We start from the raw sequence: 24126 nt of genomic DNA, 5'->3' as shown, positions 1-24126 counted from the left end.
TGATGATAATAACATATTCAAAATTTTCAAATCTTAAATATTTAAACTGACTAAGTTATATTGGTTTCAAATATAACTCCATTAAAATAAATAATCTTTTGATATAAAATTAATTGTATAACCGTGTCTTAACGCCATGAGATTGTAAAACTGTATTTTTCATATTACTTAAGCATATTTTATAATACGTGTTTTATTTTACTTTGGTTACTAAGACTACGCTGACTTTATGTATTATTCTAATAAGATTTATAAAAGTTTACAAAATTCAAAATAGTAAGATTGTGTGCTATATATTTAACACAAAGCGCTCCCTACGCACATGAAGACTATTGTAGTCAACTTAAGAAAATACTTTACATTATAGTTAACACTTTATTTAACACACCGAAAACTTTATGTTTATATTTGTTTGATATACATTAATTGATTGTCACTTATCTGTCAAGTTATATTGCTACCTTAACAATTACACCTATTTTAAATCTCTATCACATCTTTTCCTAAGCAACAGAAAAATTAAATATTCAATCAATAAACTAAAATAGATATTGATAGACTTTAGCGAAATGCTATATATATTAATTATATTTTTTATTCAATCTAACATAACTATAATGATTTATCTCTTAAAGTTCAGTGATTAATATAAAACGTATAATAACTCGTGCTAACAATGATTATACAAACACTGCCAAACACATATCATTCTAGAATCATGTTCTATATATAACCTATTATTTTATAATGCTTTATACAGATTAATTTCTTGTTCAGTCTAAAAGTATTAGGATTTTTCTATATATTACACTACCGTATTCACTACAAATTAATCAAGTTATACTGCAACATATACTATAATCTATTATTTAATTCCGGAAATTTTTACGAACATTATAGTTATTATAGATACGATTCTTTTTTATACGTTTTGTCCCTCTATATTCACGAACATGTTATTCGCATTTTACTATTGATAATACACAGAGCGTTCATGATATTTATCGCGTTTTACAAAAGTTTTAACTCTATTTCAAACGTTCTTATTCTAATGTTTGAACAGTAATAAATACTACTTTTATAGGAAAATATTTAAAACATATTTTACTAAAAATTACTTGTGAGAATATAAAATAGTATAAATATTTTATAAAGTATACTAATAAAGATATATATTAAATTTTTTATAATAAACAATGTAATATATTAAAAGCATTTTTGATTTTTCTCCGGTCTTTAAATATATTTTACAAAATAAAATGTATGAAACAATTACGTTGAAACATAATATTACATGAACTATTTTACAAAATCTTTCTTTTAAATTTTCATGATAGATATTTATATATATCCTACTGTTAATTTGTACGCGTAATATTTTTATCAAACATAGCGGAATTATTTAAGTACAAATTAAGATTGCACTCACACTGATATTGAGTGATAGTCCATGTAAAATTATATAGTTAGAGGTAAATGTGATACAAGAAAAATTTGATCTATATTGGATGACGCAATCTTTAGAATTAGCACGGCGTGCTCAAGATTCTGGCGAAATCCCAGTTGGGGCATTACTTGTTAACAACAACCAATTAATAGCATCTGGATGGAATTGTTCAATTAAAAATCACGATCCCACCGCTCATGCTGAAATTATAGCTTTACAAAAAGCAGGTGTTGTTTTAAAAAACTACCGTTTTCTACATACTACTCTATATGTTACTTTAGAGCCTTGTATTATGTGTGCAGGAGCAATAATTCATAGCAGAATATGTCGATTAGTATACGGTGCAAAAGACTTTAAAACCGGAGCTTGTGGTTCATTTATTAATATTATAAATCGCCCTGGATTGAATCATTATATTAAAGTAAAAAGCGGTGTATTAGAAAATTCTTGCTCAAAAATACTACGTACTTTTTTTAAGATTCGACGGAGAAAAAAAATACAACATTTATCTAATTAAATTTCTTCAAGTTTTAACAAAATTCACAAATAAAATCTCCTAAAAAAATACTCAGAATCTTTTTAAACATCATTATTTTATCTATTCAGTCACAATAGAAAACATACATTGACAACAGTAAACGAAAAATATTTCAATGTATTAAATTGTTATTTCTTATAATTTAAAATACAGATAATCTTAATAGATGCCAGTATACATATGCAATGTTGTATATTTTCAATCGTTTTAAGGAAAAGCGCTTCTCTCAAAAAAACAATCCCATTAAAAATACTTTAGTACTGCATTCACCTTGCTTAACCAGACGTCGCAGTTCAAAAAAATATACTTTTTTATTTGAAGTTATTATAATGTATTATAAAAAATAAAACGTAATATGTATCTTTTAAAATACAAGATAAAGTAAACATAGCTATTTTATTTAAAAATATAATAGATAATCATTTTCAGTATTTCAAAAAAATTAATAAGCTTACATTATTCCAGAGAGCAATTAGTTTTTTGTAACAACATAGTTTATTTTATACAATATAGTTTAATATATTAAACTCATCCTTTAAACTGTCCACTTAGATATCTGTATGTTTAACACTTTAATAATTCAATAAAACCAAACACATGTTTCTTTACGTAAGTCATTAGCTTTTAATTTACCTTCTTCCAATCTGGTAAATATATAAACATGTATTGCTAACCTTAGCTGATGATCTACGATGTGTGAGAATGGATGCATCAAACCAAAATCAAGTAATCTTTTTTTGAATCAGTAAAAACAAAATTAAATTATTAGTTTTAAAAAACAAATACATTAAAATATATATCCCTGCAAATCAGAAATAAATCATTCTAATAATTTAATATGACTTAATATGTGTACTATATATTATTTTAATATAACTCTACTAACTATCGTTAGTATATAATATTGAGAATAAAGAACCATCTCACTCTTTAAATCTTAAAATATAATAACTGTGTATGTTATAAATTCTAAATTTAAACTGTAATAATTTTATCTGTCACACTAAGATCATGATATAAAGTAAACAACTAATTATGATGAATTTTTAATGATTTTAAATAACTCCATACCATCCTATGACATACTTCATATAAAAATGCAGAAGTAGACTTTAATTTTTTTAAAAAAAATCAAGAAAATAGTAAAGCTAAAAATCAATATCAGTTGTTACTGCAGAAATTATTCTTAATCAATTTAAAACTCTTTTACATATAGTTAATAAACTTTTAAAGACAATTAAACACATCTAAATAATTAAATTACTTATTGATTACTTTTGACTTATTACAACGACAATTCTAAAAAAATCTCTTCACAACATTTTTTAATCTTTAAGAGGAGACGCATATCATAAATGTATTGCATAACATTGGTAATAATCATGCAATGTATTAACATAAAACAAAATTATTTAGAATAGAGAAATTTATCTATTACCAGTCAATTTAAAATACAGAGACTGTCATCAAACATTCACTACACAAAAAACTACTAAATATTATCTTTTACAATCTATATATCTAAAACATATTATAGTCATAATCATTGAAAGGCATAGTGATACTCATATTTTATCTCAAATTAAATGACTAAATCGTAATAATATAAAAGTAAACTTACAGTACATAATAGTCAGATAAAGCGTAAATATGAGCTATAAACTCTACATAATCACAGAGAAATATAGTATCAGTCAGTATTAAGATATTTATCTATACTAATATAATAGCGCAATCTTTAAATGAATTAAATAAAATTCAATCATCATATGTGTAAAAAGAGAATAATAAAATAGCTAGTATTTATGAAATAATCATAATGATAACGCTGCTAAATTATCTTAGCGCTAATACAAATAAACTTAATGAAAGTTTTTATAAATATTTTTAAGGAAACCATCGACTGATGTCTAAAAAACGCAACAAAAATGTTGAATGAATTAAATCAGAATAGAGAATAAAAAATAAGAAGATTAAATCACCCCAAAGTAAAAAAAACATAAATATCTAAAAATATTATAAAATCAAGAGATTTTTCACTAATCAGTAAAATATTTAAGTGAACATTAATATAATCTACATAACCTCATTAGATAATATTAATGATCATATCAGTATCTGCAGCAATAAGTATCAATAATATTTATGCAATTAATAAAATCATATCAGAAAAACAGTCAAAGTATCATCTAATATTTTATCCTTAGATCCATTTGACTCTTAATTATTTTGTTACATATTGAATATTAATATTTCTCACCATATCTTTAATGTTTACGATAATAATTTTTTGTATAACATTGTATTAATTTATATAATATTTATCTTAGAATTATTCAAAAACTAACCAGTTAAATATTAGTTAAGTATGAATTAATAGGAAAATTAATTTATTGAACTTAATTTTAACAATCATATCTAAAAAAATGATTTTCACATTTTTTCTTATTTCTAAATACACCTTAAGAATGCGAGTTCAATAAATTATGCTTCATTCTAATAAAGTAAAAAAAATTAACTGCTCAAGATTGCTTTGGTTACTAATCTACTTTGAATATTTTTCCTCATTACTACAAATCTATATTGTTATAACAGGGAGAAGTAATTATATCGGATTAAGAGATTCATTGTTATACAGCGTACTTTGGCTAGTACCTACCTTATTTTTTCCTAGAAGAACTAAATTAGTTGCTGGAATTATTGGTATTATTCTTTGGTTTTCATCTGTTATTGCTTTAGCTTATTTTGTTGTATATGGACAACAAATATCACAAAGTGTCATGTTTATTATATTTGAAACTAACACAAATGAAGCAAATGAATTTCTCAAGCAGTATCTAAGCTGCAAAGTCATAGTTGTAGTCTTGCTTTATACTCTCGTAGGTATGTTTTTATGGACATTTATAAAACCAGTAACACTCCCTATATCAAAGCGCTTAATGATTTCACTTTTAATATTCATACTACTATTTGGCATTCCTTATTATAAAAAGAGTATTCAACAAAATAAATCTTTGATAGATATCATCTCTTATTTAAATAGTAAGCTAGCTTATTCTGCTCCTTGGCAATTTATAAGTAGTTATTTTTTATACAAACATCAATTAGCGCATATAGAAACACTAATTTATGATAATAATAAAATCCTACCATTAAAAAATTTAATTGATACTAATGGAAACAAGACAAGAACATTTGTGCTAGTTATTGGTGAATCCACTAGTCGAGATAGAATGAGTTTATATGGCTATAAGCGTCCAACAACGCCTAAACTTCAGAAAATTAAACGAAACTATCCAAATAATTTTGCAGTTTTTAATAATGTAATCACTTCTCGTCCTTATACTATTGAAGCACTGCAGCAAATTCTCACATTTTCTTCTAAAGACAATCCCGATATTTTTGATTCACATTTTTCTATTATGAATATGATGAAACAAGCTGGATTTAAAACATTTTGGATTACTAATCAACAAACAATAACTGAAAGAAATACGCTATTAACCGCATTTTCCCAACAAACAGATAAAATATATTATTTAAATAACAATATGGCACAAAGCTCTCGTATTTACGATGACGTTGTTTTTGCTCCATTTAAAGAGGCTCTCTCTGATCCTGCCGAGAAAAAATTTATTGTGATACACTTACTTGGTACTCATATGCGGTATGAATTTCGTTACCCTAAAAATAAAGCTATTTTTAAAGTTAAAGATAGCCAGGTGCCAAGTAACTTAAATAATAATCAAGTCAAAGACTATAATGCGTATGATAATGCTCAACATTATAATGACTATATTATTTCAATACTAATTAATAGCTTTCATTTATCAAAAGAAAATGGCTTCTTAGTTTTTTTTTCTGATCACGGTGAAAATGTCTTTGACTCACCACCTCATGAAACTTTAGGTCGCAGTGAAGATAATCCGACACGCGTAATGTATAATATTCCTTTTTTTGTTTGGCAATCACCCAGCTGGCTGAATAGCCATCACTTCAACTTAAATAATAAAATTAACAGACCTTATAGTATGATAGATTTTATCTATTCATGGTCTGATCTAGCAGGACTTCATTATAACGGTTATATTCCAGAAAAAAGCTTATTCAGTGATGAGTTTCAACCTCAACCAAGATATATCGGTGATCCTGAAAAAAAACTCTCACTAATTTTATATGATGACTTAATGTACTAATAGATGTTATTTTCTTCATTCAATAACTAATGTTGCTCTATTTTTAAATACATTAAATATACGTTTAGGTGCGATATACAATAATTCTAATAAAGAAATTCAAGGAGAATATGTAACAAGCATATATCAACATCTATCTAAAACTCACAATATAAGAAAATTAAAATATAATACATATATAAGAAGAATAGGATACTTCTTCTTTATACATTATTAATATACTCACTAAAATATTTTAATGTGTATATTATATCAATTAAATTTTCCCTGTAAAATTAAATCAATAAAATTATATTTTTACGATTAGTATACATCTAATATCTATTGATCACTGTAGAGAATCTTTATTGTTAACATGTCTGTTAACTTATTGATTTTATAACTTCATATTTCATTAAAGATTATTAATAAAATTTTAGTTATATTCAATAATCATGCATTAGTTATCGAATATAATTTATACATATCATATCTTTTAAAATGCATTAATATTCTCTGATTGATCTAAAATTAAAACTTGAATATACATCTTATTTTTACTTAGGAATGTAATTTAATAAAATTTATTTTTATGAATTATAAAATAAGACATAATATAATTCTATTACAAAAATTTTTTAGTCATACCATTAAAACTGAATATAAATTAATAAACAATACATATAACAATGATATTATAACATTACATCACACTATACATTAATCTACTTGTAATACCTTTATAAAAAACTATTTAGTATTTTGTTCACAATGAACATCATAAATACTAATTTATAAACTCAATCTAGGTATTCAAAATACTGCTCACATCTCTTTAATGTTCAGAAGCATATTTTTATCTAACAAAATATAAAATTGATAATTAATACATAGGAAGAAACTAAAACATATAAATTGTATCGCATGTCACTATTTTCAAAAATTCAACCTGAGGATATGATGAGTACTGTCAAAAAATATTATAGTTATATACATCATCATTTATAATAAATTATTTATGTATTAAGTGATTTTCTATAATCAAAAAAACTATTTAAGCTTCCTTTCTGCCCTATATTCTAATATGTATTATCTTTAAATAAAGAAGTAATAAATATTCATTTGTAATGAATAATGTTATTTAATGCTAAAAACTATTTATTTTATGTCATAATATTTTTATAAGATATATCTTTATTTTTAACAATTTTACGCATGATTGATGGCTAGCATGGTGGTGCTATTTTAATTCTTTCTGATACTATTTTCCAACTATATTCTATAACGTTTAAAATGAATTTAGTTTTATTTGCAACAACTGAATTAACTTTGAACTCCACTATCAAGTTATTAATCTCTATTAAAGAGATAATGTTTTTTTGCTAGCGCTATTATAAGATTTAATAAACACACTAAAATATACGAATATATTTTTTGTAATATTACACATTAAGTTAACGGCAATAATTTTGTATAAAAATTATATCTCAAAAATTTTTTACTATAAATTTAAAATCTTAACAAATTGAAATAAATCAAAAAAAATCTTTAAAAACGATAGATTTCCACGACATTCTGATAGTATAACATTCAATTTCTCTTATAAGATTTGCACCTTGCTTATATAAATATTGTGCAATCCAAGTAATAAAAACTCATTCAATAAACTCTGATCTTTATTCCTATCTTAGATAGGCAATGTTCTTTTCAGTTGTACGAAAGAATCTGCGTATATTTATTGATATATTATCACCAATTATCTTACATCTGTTTAAAATGAATCCTTTTTAGTAAAGTTTAATTTAGCTTCTATAATTAACATTAAGATAAAATAAGAATCTTTTTTATACTAATACTTTTTACCTACACTCTTCTTAACTAAAATAGTATCAATAACTTTAATTATAGAAATGCGTTATATCTTATACTAGGGATGAACTATTATAATGATTACATCTTGAACATAATAAAAAATATGTAAATTATTAAAAATCTACGAAGTCTCATGTTGTGCAGTAATGCATGCTTTTAATTGCACTTGTATTATATAAATGTAACTACATCTATAACATCAATAAAACCCACTATAATTATAAAAGTTTTATAATATTAAACGAAAAAAATTTTATTTCATTTTAATCAAAATAGTCTATTTACGTAGGTGTTAACTTTTCAACAAAAGAGATAATAGTAATAAAATTAATATTAGATTTTTCAGAAATTCAATTTCAGTTAATTGCAGTGTTTGTTGATATTCCAGTCAAGAAATCTAGATAATCACTTTTTATGAAAAATCGTAAAAATCTTGTGTAAAATTATGATAAAATCTAATAAAAGAATCAAAATACTTTAATTAAAGTATTAAATTCTCAGTTTAAAAAAATAATTTATATATACTTATCTATAACTCTTTTATTCATAGACTATATCAATATAGTGTGAAAATCTATAGAAAATTAAGATTAGTCTGCAAAATTTCACATGATAAGAAAATTAGCATAAAACATTTTTGTTATGCTTATATAATATATAAGCATATTATCATAAAATTCTCAAAAAAAAACTAAACTACTAAGTTTAATCATAAAACTTTAAACAACTTAAAACTTTTTCTGATTAGATTAATCTGTCATATATAAACATGTGCATTCCCCACGCTATCATCCAGTCAATATATCAATAGACTGCTAGTATTGAATTCACCTGATATAGATTAATTAAAAGATACAAAACAGTCAAATAATACAGAGTGATATTACTTGTAAAAAAATGAAATAACCATTTACTAATAAAAAAACTTATTTTTACAAAGCAATATAGTTCTAATACTACATACAGACAACAGAAAATAATACAAAATAAACCTTAGCTATGGCGTGATACCTTAGATGTAATTTTAAATTTATTTTATTTATGATTTTAATAAAATGAAGAGGTTATGAGTAATTAATAGATTGTGATGATTATTGAGTTTATTTTTATTAAAAATAATATAAATTACAATACCTCGATACTTATTATATAAAAAGTATCTTAACCATCTATTTATTAAAAATTTTTTACAACCTACTATAACTAACACAAAGAATACAATACTAAAAAATAGCCATAAGTTATATTAAGAAATGATATGATATGAAAACAAGTTATAATTTAAATTATATAAATTAAAAAACATAAAAATAAAATCGTAGCTATTACTTAATGAACTAAATTAATAAACACTAAAAACTCAGTCATAATTTTATCGCATAATAACTTAGATAAAGCTTTCAATTATATTCTGCACTTATGATTACAATAATAAATTTATATCAGTAATAGTCTAATCAGTATTAACCATAACATCTCTAAAAGTAACAGCTAAAAGCAACATTCAACTGCACATCACACATCGAAAATAATATTTTCCTACTTTATTAGATAAAAACCATCATGAGTAAGGCTTTATAAATTTTTAATAAACCTTTATATGAAAATATAAATATTACTCTGACTTCTATTATTATTCAGATTAATTATAACATAATGCTAAAGATCAGTTTAGAGTGTTGTTTATACTACTATATAATATTATATTCGATTAAATCATATTTGGTTTAATAATTTATATACTCATGTTTATATTATTTTTTTCAGTCAACTATTATGAATGAAAAAAATCTTTCATATTCTTTAATAGCATTTAATTTCTCATAAGATTAATCATAGCAAATATACTTATTGTCATTGCTTGTATGTATTTTAAATACATCTACAACATCAGAAAAAATATTTAAATAGATCAAGATACATCATCAGTGTTACTAAAAATAAGACAATACTAGTGTTTTGAAATATATATTAATATGTTTGAATCTGTTTACAGTTTTTTAGGCGGTAAATCTATATAAAACTAAAAACATACTACAGAACATACATTTTACGTAGCAATTCAACTATATAAATACGAACTATAATTGTATAAAAACATAAAATTCTTATCTAAAGCATTTAAAACCACTGAACTTTATGATTCATAAGAAAAAGTTAATAACTACAACGTCATTTTTAAAAATTACTATTATTAACCCGATTATTGTATATTATAATTATTCTAAATATAATAAACATTATATGTAAAATATAAGTTAATTACTAAATTAAATTATACTATAATAGTTTATAATAATATATTATTAATTATCTTCTATACAGTACATAATTTATCATATATTCTTTAAAAAATACTTTTTTATCAAGTAACTCATAAATAGTAAATTATTTACTTCCAGAACAATAAATAGCTATACAATACATAACGAATACTACCATTTAATATTAACTATTAAATATTTTCTTATATTATTTACTACGCAAAATGGCTTATTTTATTTTTTGTCATCATAGTAAATATATTTATATTAACTATTAATATATTGAGTCAATCTTGTATCAACCTTTAATCTATTACCAACCTATTCAGAAATAAAAAATCTAGTTGCATCAATAAAAATAAATAATATACATTAATAATTAAGAGCTTATTTTCGTACTAATAGATTTAAAATTGTGCAAAATAATACATTTGTTCTAATCATCAACTGCAGACAATATTATTAAAAATAATAATTTTCTCTTACTATATATTATACCCTTCATGTAAGTTTTTATTTTTTAATAGAAAGTTGATGCATAATTCTCAGACATTGTTATATTTTTAGGAAAAATAAAATATATACTTATATATGGGATCTGTGTAAGTCTCTTAATCATTCTGCGCTAATTGTTTTTAAAATTTTATTTTCAAATAATATTTCCAACCACTGTAGCTAAAAGAATAACAATTAGTGAAGAGCTATAAGGTGAATTTTGATTGATTTATTAGAAGACCAGTTAATAACTTATATTAATAATAATTATCTTATGCAGTAACACTGTATTAAAGTTTAAATAAGGCAGCGAATACCAATTTTCTAACATTTAAAAATTTATATAACTGTAAATATTTGCTAATAATAAAAATATACTGCACTACTGTGTAGCACAGTAGCTTTTTTATTATTACATATTCAATCTTTGAACTTATTATTTTTATATTTCTCAGTGATGAAATGTGATGTTCTAACTACTATGCACTACTAAATACAGTAAAAATAAATTATAAGTTAAGTGATTATATTTAATAATATTGAATATCACGCAAGTGGTCAAAATTAGAAAAATCATTATGATGAATATATTATAATGCTATTTAATTATTAAAATAATAAAAATTTTATACTTAAAAAAATAAACATTATCAATTTAAAATCACCACTTTTCTGAGAAGAATATCGTATTACAATAATTTTATCTTATTAAGACTCGTGCAGATTAATTAGATTAAGGGTATTACGGAGAAAGGACTTATCATTTTCATGTTATAAACTTTTAATAATGTAATGATGAACTAATAAAATATATTATAAAATAAGTAAAGATATAACTGTCATGCATTGACTATACCTAAAAGAATTAAGTAATATTATGTTAAAATCAAAATTCATAAAACATTTTAATTTTTTAATACATATTAATATTCATAATAATTTATACTGCAAAACTATCATAAAGTCATTAAAAATAATTACTTTTTTAATCTGTTTAAAATAACGTAAGCACAACTCTTAGTATTAGGTAAACAAAGAAAATTTATTCTATATATCAAATATAAATGACATTTCTTAACATTGTTAAATATATATTTCTTAGAACAATTCTACTACCAGCTTGTACAATCTATTAAACACTTTTCTATACAATAAAAAATAATAAATACAAAACTGATAAACTATCAGATTAATCTTTTAAAAATCTTTCTTTACTTTTACATATTTTCGAAATGTTTATTTAGCCTAATGAAATTTCATCAATCTAATACGTAGGTTGATATTAAAATATTAAGTATATTTCATTTTGTACTTTTAATAATTTCAAGAAAATATAATATACACCATGTTGACATATTAACTTCTAGAACTCCTATACTAAAAATAACGCGTGCATAAAATTAATTCTTTTATACAGGCTAGACAACTATCACAGCATGCTTATCTCTCTATAAAATTTTTTTGTTTATCATCAAACGTAATGACATATATTAGATCGCGTATTTTACCATTATACCTTCTTTTACCTACTAAAAAATTATCAATTTCATCAAAATGGAATTTTCTAAACTGATATCTATATTTTTAACACGTGAAGTATTTTAAGAACCATTAAAATACTATTAAATTTTCGATTCTATCGAAAAAAATAAACTAGTTATATTTAAATATTTACTGTAACAAGACAATTTTTATTTTAGATATTATCTTTTCTTACAACTTACAATTGTAACATACATAGACACTTGCTAAGCAAGTGTCTATGTGATACTTAGATATAAGGGTAGAATTACTAAAATATTATTAAAAATATTATGAGATGCTATTACAATCTAACAAGATGTATTAAATCATTACTTTTAAAAACGATTTTAAATAAGAACTAGTAAATACTCAACAACAAAATTTTTATCTATAACTCTAACCAATAGATAGTCAATAGAACTTTATAGAATACAGTAAAATAAAAAAATTAACTAACTTATCATAATAGTTGATTAATAAATAGCATTAACAGTAATTCTAATAATCTTTAAAAAAAATCACAATAACAATAATGTTTCAAAACAATTTTACTAAAATAAAGGTAGCTATTCACTAAAAAAATCAGCAAAATTGTAAAATATTACTTAATAGATACATTAAGTAATATTTTTAATCATTCTATTTTATATACTCATAATATTTAAAGTTACATTATATATATTATACAAAATTTGATATTTAAGTAATAAAGTTGCATAATTACATTAATTGATGCAAAATAAATAGTAAATATTTAATCAGTAAATAATATAAATAATTTTGAGTACATTTATGATCATTGCAGTTATCTTTAAAAAGACATATTATTAAAAATAAAGAATATAATTACATATCTCATTGTGCTTTTAAATCTAGATATTACATACTGTATGCCGTAAATACTATAAATAAAATTTCACAAAAGAAAGAATAAAATTGTATGTATTTTAATGCATGTCACATCAAGCAATCACACTCTTCTATTGTGAATTGAGAGATTCAATCTCTAGGAGAATAACATAACTTTTATAAGATTTATTATCATAATACTGTGTCTTATTTCTCAATCTGACTTATCTAAAATTCTAATTTTACACCTACCTATACTAATCATAATATATGATTAACAAACTCTATTTAAAGTTTTATTTTTAAGTTAAAATCTTCACTACATAAAATAATTTATTAAAACATAATAAAACCGAATAATTTTCTATTAATTTTTAATTTTAATCGCTAATATTAATAATTCTAAAATAATAAATGTAAAATTTAAATAAAATACAAGTGATAGTTATGAAACGTGCTATTGTTATTTTCAGTGGCGGACAAGACTCAACTACCTGCTTAATCAAAGCTATACAAGATTATGACGAAGTCCATTGCATCACCTTTGATTACGGCCAACGTCATCGTCTTGAGATTGAAATTTCCAAAAAACTAAGTTTTTTACTAGGTGCAACAGTACACAAAATCTTAGATGTTAAACTGCTAAATGAATTAGCCCTCAGTAGCTTGACACGTGATAATATTCTTGTGCCTAACTTTACTGAAAATAAAGTAAGTAATTTGCCAAATACTTTTGTGCCTGGTAGAAATATTCTATTCCTCACTCTTGCCTCCATCTATGCCTATCAAGTACAATCGGAATCTATTATTACTGGAGTTTGTGAAACTGATTTTTCAGGTTACCCTGATTGCAGAAATGAATTTATTACTTCACTCAATCTTGCTATTAATCTTGGATTATCAAAAAATATTTGTTTTGAAACACCATTAATGTGGATCAACAAAGCGGAAATATGGGCTCTCGCTGATTACTATGGACATTTAGAAACAATCCGTGAACAAACATTAACTTGCTATAACGGAATTCAAGGTGATGGCTGTAAAAAATGCGATGCTTGTTACTTACGCCTTAAAGGCTTATATCAATATTTGAATAATAAAGATGCAGTTTTATGCTCTTTAAAAAAAATTACTCATCTTAATTAATGTTCACTGTAAGCATGATTTATTCTATGATAATATAGTAAAAATTTTTACAATTCTTTTTAGAATATAATTTTTAGTTGAATTAACTATTTCACTGAGCATCGTGTTTATAATAAAAGAACATTACCATAAAAAATTTATATCTAAATACTGATATGTAGATTTTTCATTAAATTTTAAAATATAGCTATAAAGACATTACCATTAATATACTACCAAATTTTCATGATATATTTAGTCATATAATATTTTATATTAAAATCATCTTTTTATAAAATTACATCATGTATTGTGTTTAATATATATAAATCTACATAAAGTAGTAATTTTAGTAGTAAGATTATTTTTGCCTTCATATCAAGAACATAAGATTAAATCACTAAATAATATATTTATAGTTCATTCAAAACAATGTAAAACTAATTAATTATATTATATATTACAGCATAAATTAAACTGCTTAATCTAAGAACATGAGAAGATTATATCTTCATTAGATTTGACATAGTTACATCTATATACTATTATTAGTAATAGTTTAATTTTTAAAAAAATACCACTCTATGCTATATTGTCTGTAAAGTTAAATTCATCAATGTAAAAATCATCACTGTATGAATACACTACCACAGAGCACTTTCCAGTAATCAAGTATCATAGAAAATAACAACCACATGACATCACTTTTAATATAACCTTCAAGTTAATTAATTCTAATATATTTATAATTTCTGTTCCCAGCATATGCTTAACTCTAATCTTAAAACGCTTTTTCATGTATTTAAAGCTGTTAATCTTTCTCATATCATTCTAAATAGAATTTATGATGCATCGTTTATAAATATCAATTTTATCACTTAAATTTTTATTTATATTGATACAAATCTTCTAAGAAGCAATGCTTTATTTATAATAATATAATAAAATCAGAATATTTGAACAGCTATTTAATGTTTTTCTATAAAATTGTAAAGTAGTAAACAAACATTAAGAAATTAAAATTGAATCTTTCAATATTTTCACAGTTTTTTCTATATTCCACACTATTTTCATAATATAAAAATAATTCTATCTTGTTACATAACCTTGCACTCTAAATATGATGCAAACTCTCCTGAAATTTTACTCTTACAACTAATAGGTGCTCATGAATGTTTTCTATAAAAATAACTTTTAAGAATACATCACTATTAAGGTGCTTCATTATCTATAAAACTACCGTGTTCAGCAAAATGATATGATCTAAAGCTTTAATATCAATAATAATATATAATGTAACTACAAAATTATTTGATTCATATTATAAATACGTATCAATTTCTTAATACTTGTTTTATCAATAACAAAAAGAGTGATCTTGTTAGTTAAAACTAACACTAAACAAATCTTATTAATCAGATTTTTTAATTCTTCTTTTAGTAGGTTTTGCGTTATTTTTGAATATTTTATCTTTTTTAAAGTTTAAAATAATAATATCTAGTTCTTCTTTTAAGAATCCTGTTATAAATCCTACATACAGATCACTGATAAATATTTATAATATATATAACAATATACTCAATAGTATATATATCCTCTTTTCAGAAGGAATATACTTTCATTCTAAGAAAAATATAAAAATAATTATATTGCAAGAAAATCCCACTAGACTCTAAATAAATTACTATCGTGAATAAATAAATCTCCTTCATATATTTATAAGAAGCTTAGAAATTAAAATTATTTTTTTCAAAAAATACAAGAATAAATAACGTGCACGTACAATATATTTTTTAACATATTAACAATATTACCTTTCACGATATTCAATAATAATCTTATTTATTTTATATCCTGAATAGCATTAAATTCATTAGAACACTTCTTGTTGAAACTAAATCAATGAACCTTAATTTCATTAAACAGCAATGTTACACTTATATTATTTTGGTACATGAACTAAAATCTTTAATGCAGAATAAGATATTACGAAAACAATTTATACACTATCAAACCTAATTTATTTTATTATTATTTATGTAATAATAATGATCCTTTATAAATGTATTTATCATATCACTAAATTGATAACTGACAAACTGTCTATAAACAAAAAAAAGACGACCATACAAAAGTGATTTTAATAAACTAATTGTTATCATATGCATTATAAAATGCTTGTTAATCTACTACTCCAGTCTAAATACTTTAATCTTTGCATTATTACGCAAAGTTAATAGCATTGCTTCATTAATTGATGTATTTATTATCTCTTGATACTTTCTAGTTAATTTAATTAACTCTTTTCCAGACGCTTTTCCTGGAATAACTCTATCAAGCTGAATAATAACCAAGTTATCTCTTTCATCCATTATTGTCATATAAGTAGGTTGACCCACTTGAGGTGTTTTCATACCCATTGCAGCTGAAATAACAAATGTTTGAGGTGCAAGACGAGAAACAATTTCAGGTGATGAAAATTGAACATCAGTAGTATTTAACATCTTCTTATCAGGATCTTCTTTTAATGCTTCAACTATTTTTTTTCCTTGCAACTTTAATGCTAATATTGCTTTCTGGCGTTTAATTAATCTTTCAACTTTAGATTTAACTATTTCTAATGATTCCTGCTGTGCTGGTTTGAATGCAACTACACGAACAACAAATGCACGATTACCTTCAACATTTATTACATCAGAATTAATGCCAGTTGAACCATATTGGTTAATTAAACGTTCACTAAAAATTTCATTTAATACTTTTTGAAAATTCAATGCAATTGGTGGTGTGTTTTTATCAAACCAATCTGTGGTAATAACTTGTAAACCAAAAGCCTTTTCAATAAAAACTAAATCTTTATTATTATGTGTTATTTCATTACTAATATTTTCCTGTAATTTATAGAATTGATTATTTTTTTTCTCTTCAGATAAAATGTTTTTTATACTATTTTTCACAGAATCAAAAGATTTGATACTAGCTGGTTTGATATCATCTAAACGAAAAATAATAAAATTTGAACCAAATTTAATCGGCTTTGACAGCTGTCCTTTTTCTGAAAGGTTAGCAATAGAGATTTCAGAAAATATTGATTCATCTTCTATCCAACCAATCAATCCTTCATGAGCGGCACTAAATTTATCAGTTGATTTTTGAGTTGCTAATTTTCTAAAATCAGCACCATTTTTTAATTTATTAGAAATTTCTTTGGCTTCTTCTTTAGAAGATACTTGAATCATTCTATAAGATTTTTTCTCCACTGTAGTATAGTTTTTCTGATGATTTTTATAATAAACCTTTAGTTCTTCATCAGTCACTATTACTTCTGGAAGAGCATTAATATTTATGTCAATGTAACTAACTCGCACTTTTTCAGGAGACATAAAGTGGCGATGATTAGCAATATAGTAAGCTTTTACATCTTCTTCTGTCACTACTTGTTTAGCTTGAACATCTTCTAAAAAAAATGTTGCAGTACGAATTTCTCGTTTTTGTAAGAATAATTCAGTATAAGCTTTTAGCTCAGAAGGTAAAGAAAAATCACTTTTCGTAAATAATTGAGATAATTGTTCACGTACTAAATAATTGCGTACTTGTTCTGCGAGATTAGCTGCGTTGATATTATACTGCTTTAATCTTTGACGATACTTATTAGAATTAAAATGTTGATCTTTCTGAAAGATAGGCATTGAAAAAATGACTTTTTCTATCTCTTCATCACTCACAAACAAACGCAAGTCATAAGCATACTGATTAATTAACTCACTATTAATTAGTTTATCTAATACTTGACGACGTAATAACGTCATATTATTCTTATTTTCAGAAAATTCTAAAAACTTATCACCCAAATATTCTTTTAAAGATTGGCATTCCTGAGAAAAAGCTTGTTCTAATTGGCTCCGACTAATTGTCTGTCCATTGACTTGTGCGGCATCATTGCTTGAACCGCTGATAATATAACTTGCAATACCTGTCAGAACGAATGGAAAGATAGTAATAACCAGTATAAATATGTTAAAATAACTTTTCGACTTTGTACATAAATTACCTATCATAAAAAAAGCCTTTCTCTGTTTTTATTGCATGCATTCTAATAATACTAGAATATTACTTCTAATGAAAAGCGCACCATATTTATGATGCGCACCTTTATATATTAGCTACTAAAAATATTGAGTCAGTATAATCTTTGTGAAAAAACTAAAAATAAGACTGAGTTAACGATTAACCACATCTTTTAAACTTTTTCCTGAACGAAAAAAGAAATTGTTGCCAAAGAAATTAAAATTTTTTCACCTATTTCTAGATTACGTCCTATACGAGCAGCACGTTCACGAACTATAAAAACACTGAATCCAAACGAATTTACCTTCACTTAGTGAATTTTTTACGGAAGAAATACATACATCAATAACACGTCATCTGTAACTTTAGAAATATTTACTTCTGACGCTATTAGATTAATCAATTAAGATTTATTCACTTTTATAATCTCCATATTATTTTGATAATAATCTTAATTCAGTTATGAAACTAATTAATGATGAAATCATGATATTAATTCTTCATTCTCATGATAAAAAACAGAATATATCTAAAATACCATTAATATCATTTTGAAATTAACTATAAAGAACTAACAACTTATAAAGTAACTGCTAGTATTATATTTATGCAATTTTTTAATTCAGCATGCTCTTTGGACTTATTTACTCAACTATCATATCAAAAGGTGGGTTTTGTAAAGCTATGGAAAGTACTTCTTCAATTGTTTTTACTGGATGAATTTGCAAATTAGTAATAATATCTTCTGGAATTTCTTCTAAATCGCGTTTGTTTTCAAATGGAATTAATACTGTTTTAATACCACCGCGATGAGCAGCTAATAGTTTTTCTTTCAAACCACCAATAGGTAACACCAAACCTCTCAGTGTAATTTCACCTGTCATTGCTATATCTGATCTAACAGGGTTACCTGTTAAACAGGAAACCAAAGCTGTTGACATTGCAATCCCTGCGCTTGGACCATCTTTTGGTGTTGCACCTTCAGGAACATGAACATGGATATCGCGTTTTTCATAAAAATCACTATTAATGCCTAATATTTCTGCACGAGCTCGTACAACAGTCAATGCAGCCTGAATAGATTCTTGCATAACTTCACCAAGAGAACCAGTATAAGTTAATTTACCTTTACCTGGTACACCAGCAGTTTCGATAGTTAATAAATCACCACCTACTTCAGTCCATGCAAGACCTGTAACTTGACCGACACGACTTTCAGTATTAGCTTGACCATAATCAAACTTACGCACCCCTAAAAATTTTTTTAAATTATCCGCATTAATTTCTATATGTTTAAGTTTTTTATCTATCAATAAAGATTTAACTGCTTTACGACACAATTTTGAAATTTCACGCTCAAGACCACGTACCCCAGCTTCACGAGTATAGTAACGAATAATGCTAATTAATGCGCTATCATCAATTGTTAGCTCACCTTCTTTTAAAGCATTGCGCTGAATTTGCTTCGAAAGTAAATGCTGTTGTGCAATATTCAGCTTTTCATCTTCCGTATAACCAGAAAGACGAATAACTTCCATACGATCTAGTAGAGCTGCTGGGATATTCATTGAGTTCGATGTTGCTACAAACATAACATCAGAAAGGTCGTAATCGACTTCGAGGTAATGATCATTAAATGCAATATTTTGCTCTGGATCTAACACTTCAAGAAAAGCGGATGCTGGATCTCCTCTCATATCAGAAGACATTTTATCTATCTCATCTAAAAGAAACAGTGGATTTTTAACACCAACTTTTGCAATCTTCTGGATAAGTTTTCCGGGCATGGAGCCAATATATGTACGTCGGTGACCACGAATTTCAGCTTCATCACGGACACCACCCAAAGCCATCCTAGTATACTTTCGGCCTGTTGCTTTTGCAATAGACTGACCAAGTGAGGTCTTACCTACCCCAGGAGGTCCAAGCAAACATAAGATTGGCCCTTTAATTTTACTAACTCTGCTTTGAACAGCTAAATACTCTAAAATACGCTCTTTGACACGCTCTAAGCCATAATGGTCTATATCAAGAACTTCTTGTGCTTTTATTAAATTCTTTTTAACTTTACTTCGAGTATTCCAGGGTACTTGAACCATCCAGTCTATATAACCACGCACAACAGTTGCTTCAGCTGACATTGATGACATCATTTTCAACTTCTGTAATTCAGCTTCTGCTTTTTCATGAGCTTCTTTTGGCATTTTTGATTCTGCAATTTTACGTTTTAACGATTCATGCTCATCCGGCAAGTCATCCATCTCACCAAGTTCTTTTTGAATAGCTTTCATCTGTTCATTCAAATAGTACTCACGTTGGCTTTTTTCCATCTGCTTTTTAACACGATGACGAATACGTTTTTCAACTTGTAATAATTCAGTTTCTGATTCCATCATTGCCATTAAAAATTCAACACGTTCAGAAATGTTTGTCATTTCTAACACACGCTGTTTATCTGTTAGTTTTAGTGGCATATGAGAAGCGATTGTATCAGCTAGATTATCTAGCTGATACTGCTCAATAGAATGCAATGATGTCAAAACTTCAGGTGAGATTTTCTTATTTAGTTTAATATAACTTTCAAACTGGCTGACAATAGTACGATATAGTACTTCTTGTTCTTTTTCATCTAAAAATCCTGGAGCTACTTCTGTTTCATGAGTTTCTGATATAATTTTTGTAGATTCTAATGCTAAGTATTCCGCTTGCGCTAAGAAATAATCCCCATTATCTGTTAAGCTAATAATTCGTGCTCTTCTAAATCCTTCTACTAATACTTTTACTGTTCCATCAGGAAGCTTAAGCATTTGAATAACAGAGGAAACAGTACCAACAGAAAATAAGTCATTAACACCAGGTTCATCAGTCGATGCTTCTTTTTGCGCCACTAAAAAAACTTTCTTGTCATGTTCCATTGCTGCTTCTAGACTATGAATAGATTTTTCACGTCCAACAAAAAGTGGAACGACCATATGTGGATATACCACTACATCTCGCAGAGGCAATACAGGTATTTCAATGCGTCCAAAATGTTCAGGATTCATAATGCTCTCTCTTTGTTTAGCTGTCGCTAGTTTAATCGTTTTAACTCTTACTTAAAATCTTTATTTTAAGAACAAAGAAACTACACTTAGAATGAAAACTATGTAGGAAAATTTTCAGCATTCGATGGATACTTAAACATAAAAATACAACATGAGAGATACCCCTCATGTTGTATTAAAACTTATGTAGGTGCTAAACCTTAAGAATTAATTATTATCTTAGGTATGAACATTAAATTTTTTATAGATCAGTACTGGATCAGATTGTTCATAAATGACATTTTCATCAATCACTACTTTTTCTACATTATCTATCGATGGAAGATCATACATTGTATTTAATAATGCACTTTCTACTATAGATCGTAAACCTCTAGCACCAGTTTTACGTGCCATAGCTTTTTTTACAATCGCTTTTAATGCATCCTCATGAAACTCTAATTCAGCGCCTTCAAGACTAAATAGTGCTTGATACTGTTTAGTTAATGCATTTTTCGGTTCTTTCAAAATCTGCATTAATACTTCTTCGCTTAACTCAGTCAGCGTTGCAATAATAGGTAAACGACCTATAAACTCAGGAATTAAACCAAATTTAATTAAATCTCCAGGTTCTACCTTTGCTAATAATGAACTTTCAGTTACGGTTTCTGATGCACCCTTAATTTCAGCGGCAAACCCTATACCTGATCGTGTATTTAAACGTTGACCAATAACCTTGTGCAGTCCCGAAAAAGTCCCACCACAAATAAACAAAATTTTTGAAGTATCAACCTGCAAGAACTCTTGTTGTGGATGCTTACGACCGCCTTGTGGCGGGATAGAAGCAACCGTTCCTTCAATTAATTTCAGCAAGGCCTGTTGTACGCCTTCCCCTGAAACATCACGAGTTATTGATGGATTATCTGATTTACGAGAAATTTTGTCAATTTCATCGATGTAAATAATGCCACATTGAACTTTCTCAATATCGTAATCACATTTTTGTAGCAGTTTCTGAATAATATTTTCAACATCTTCACCTACATAACCTGCTTCTGTTAAAGTTGTTGCATCCGCTATAGTAAATGGTACATTTAAACAACGTGCAAGCGTTTCAGCAAGTAATGTTTTTCCACTACCTGTTGGACCGATTAATAAAATATTACTTTTTCCAATCTCAATACATTCACTTGTTTTTTTTGCATCAGTATTACGTAAACGTTTATAATGATTATATACAGCAACAGCTAAAACTTTCTTAGCTTTTTCTTGACTAATAACATAATCATCAAGATGATCTCGAATATCATGAGGCGTGGGTACTACACTATGCTCTCGATGAGAAGGTAGCTCCTTGATTTCATCACGGACAATATCGAGACATAAGTCAACGCATTCATCACAGATATAAACTGACGGACCGGCAATCAACTTACGAACTTCATGCTGACTTTTCCCGCAGAAGGAGCAATGCAACAATTTATTTACCCCTTCTTTGCGATTCTCTGTCATCAGTTAACCTCACTTATAAGTATCTTGCCTTGTTTATTTTAATTATTATTTAATATAAACAAAACAATAAAATTTTATTATGAATTAAACTATATAGTATCAATATACTAACCAATTTAACGAGTAGTATAAATATGATCTACTAAACCATATTCTTTAGCTTCATTTGACGATAAGAAATAATCACGCTCAGTATCACGATTAATTTCTTTGATAGATTTACCTGTATGATGCGCCATTAATTCATTCATGCGTGATTTTACTTTTAAAATTTCTTGAGCGTGAATTTTAATATCTGTTGCTTGACCGTGATAACCACCTAAAGGTTGATGAATCATAACACGAGAATTAGGTAAGCAAAAACGTTTACCTCTTGTGCCTGAAGCCAGCAAAAACGCACCCATAGAACAAGCTTGCCCCATACAGATTGTACTGACATTAGGTTTAATAAATTGCATAGTATCATAAATAGACATACCTGCAGTAATTACTCCGCCAGGAGCGTTGATATAAAGCTGGATATCTTTCTCTGGATTTTCTGCTTCTAAAAAAAGCATTTGAGCAATAACTAAATTTGCCATGTGATCTTCAATCTGACCAGTTAGAAAAATAATGTGTTCTTTTAACAAACGTGAATAAATATCATATGCACGTTCACCACGAGAAGTTCGTTCAATTACCATTGGCACTAATGCTAGATTTAATTCTAGATTTGTCTGACCGCCAGAATATAGCATCAAAATCTCCTATAAAACATGTCTAATGCTTACGTGTCATTTTGTTTTACTGTCTATCCTAATTGTAAATAAAGCTCATGGCATACATGAATATATATTTTTAATTTTTTATCTTTACCTACTTGACTATTTTCTTATTTTAAAATTTCTATTGAGTGAATTGAAGCATTCTTCTAAAGATCAACGCAAAGGATATAAATAATAAAACAATATATCAAAGCGTTATAAAACAGTTTAACATAAATCTCTATAATTATAGATTTGTAATATCAGATCAAGCGATGTTCACTTAAATAATCACAAATAAGATATGCTTTAAATAATGCATATAAATAAATCGATAACAGCAAACTTTTTATGTAAAATATATAAAATAAATACATATACATGCAACTAAGTTGTATTAACATAGATAAAATTGGAAGTGTAAAAAACATATTAATATAATATATCTATACTCAGAGTATGATTACTATGATTCAAGAAAAAACTGTCTT

At 25.7% G+C, this 24126-nt stretch carries 9 protein-coding genes; 3 read left to right on the top strand and 6 right to left on the bottom strand.

Going from position 1 to position 24126, the window contains the following annotated elements:
* Positions 1-1481 precede the first annotated feature (1481 nt).
* A complete protein-coding gene (gene tadA / locus GFV14_RS00400; RefSeq protein WP_457914654.1) occupies positions 1482-1964 on the top strand; it encodes a tRNA adenosine(34) deaminase TadA in 483 nt (160 codons plus the stop codon).
* A 601-nt stretch (positions 1965-2565) separates the two neighbouring features.
* Here tadA and GFV14_RS00395 read toward each other — a convergent pair.
* Complete coding sequence (locus GFV14_RS00395; RefSeq protein ID WP_457914384.1) at positions 2566-2697, bottom strand: hypothetical protein; 132 nt, start codon at positions 2695-2697, stop codon at positions 2566-2568.
* A 1774-nt stretch (positions 2698-4471) separates the two neighbouring features.
* On the opposite strand from GFV14_RS00395, the gene cptA reads away from it, so the two are divergent.
* Entirely contained in the window at positions 4472-6181 is a 1710-nt protein-coding gene (gene cptA, locus GFV14_RS00390) for a phosphoethanolamine transferase CptA (RefSeq protein ID WP_457914383.1), read from the top strand.
* A gap of 7430 nt (positions 6182-13611) precedes the next feature.
* Positions 13612-14310 carry a 7-cyano-7-deazaguanine synthase QueC gene (queC, locus tag GFV14_RS00385; RefSeq protein WP_457914382.1) on the top strand — a complete coding sequence of 233 codons (699 nt, stop codon included), beginning with the start codon at positions 13612-13614 and terminating at the stop codon, positions 14308-14310.
* 2168 nt (positions 14311-16478) lie between these two features.
* Here queC and ppiD read toward each other — a convergent pair.
* The 5 genes from ppiD to clpP all read right to left on the bottom strand — a co-directional run bounded on the left by ppiD (position 16479) and on the right by clpP (position 23629).
* Positions 16479-18347, bottom strand: coding sequence for a peptidylprolyl isomerase (ppiD, locus tag GFV14_RS00380; RefSeq protein ID WP_457914381.1), 1869 nt, complete (start codon positions 18345-18347; stop codon positions 16479-16481).
* A 182-nt stretch (positions 18348-18529) separates the two neighbouring features.
* The gene (locus GFV14_RS00375; RefSeq protein ID WP_457914380.1) at positions 18530-18667 is read right to left on the bottom strand and encodes an HU family DNA-binding protein; all 138 of its coding nucleotides are present in this window, start codon (positions 18665-18667) and stop codon (positions 18530-18532) included.
* 334 nt (positions 18668-19001) lie between these two features.
* Complete coding sequence (gene lon / locus GFV14_RS00370; RefSeq protein ID WP_457914379.1) at positions 19002-21401, bottom strand: endopeptidase La; 2400 nt, start codon at positions 21399-21401, stop codon at positions 19002-19004.
* Between the two features lie 219 nt (positions 21402-21620).
* Positions 21621-22892 carry an ATP-dependent protease ATP-binding subunit ClpX gene (gene clpX / locus GFV14_RS00365; protein ID WP_457914378.1) on the bottom strand — a complete coding sequence of 424 codons (1272 nt, stop codon included), beginning with the start codon at positions 22890-22892 and terminating at the stop codon, positions 21621-21623.
* A gap of 116 nt (positions 22893-23008) precedes the next feature.
* Positions 23009-23629 carry an ATP-dependent Clp endopeptidase proteolytic subunit ClpP gene (gene clpP / locus GFV14_RS00360; RefSeq protein ID WP_457914377.1) on the bottom strand — a complete coding sequence of 207 codons (621 nt, stop codon included), beginning with the start codon at positions 23627-23629 and terminating at the stop codon, positions 23009-23011.
* Between the last annotated feature and the right edge of the window lie 497 nt (positions 23630-24126).

Origin of the sequence: Candidatus Hartigia pinicola, from assembly GCA_020541205.1 — a bacterium.
In the GTDB taxonomy this organism is placed as follows: domain Bacteria; phylum Pseudomonadota; class Gammaproteobacteria; order Enterobacterales; family Enterobacteriaceae; genus Hartigia; species Hartigia pinicola.
The sequence above is the reverse complement of the archived record's forward strand: the minus strand, read 5'-3'. Positions and strand labels throughout refer to the sequence as shown.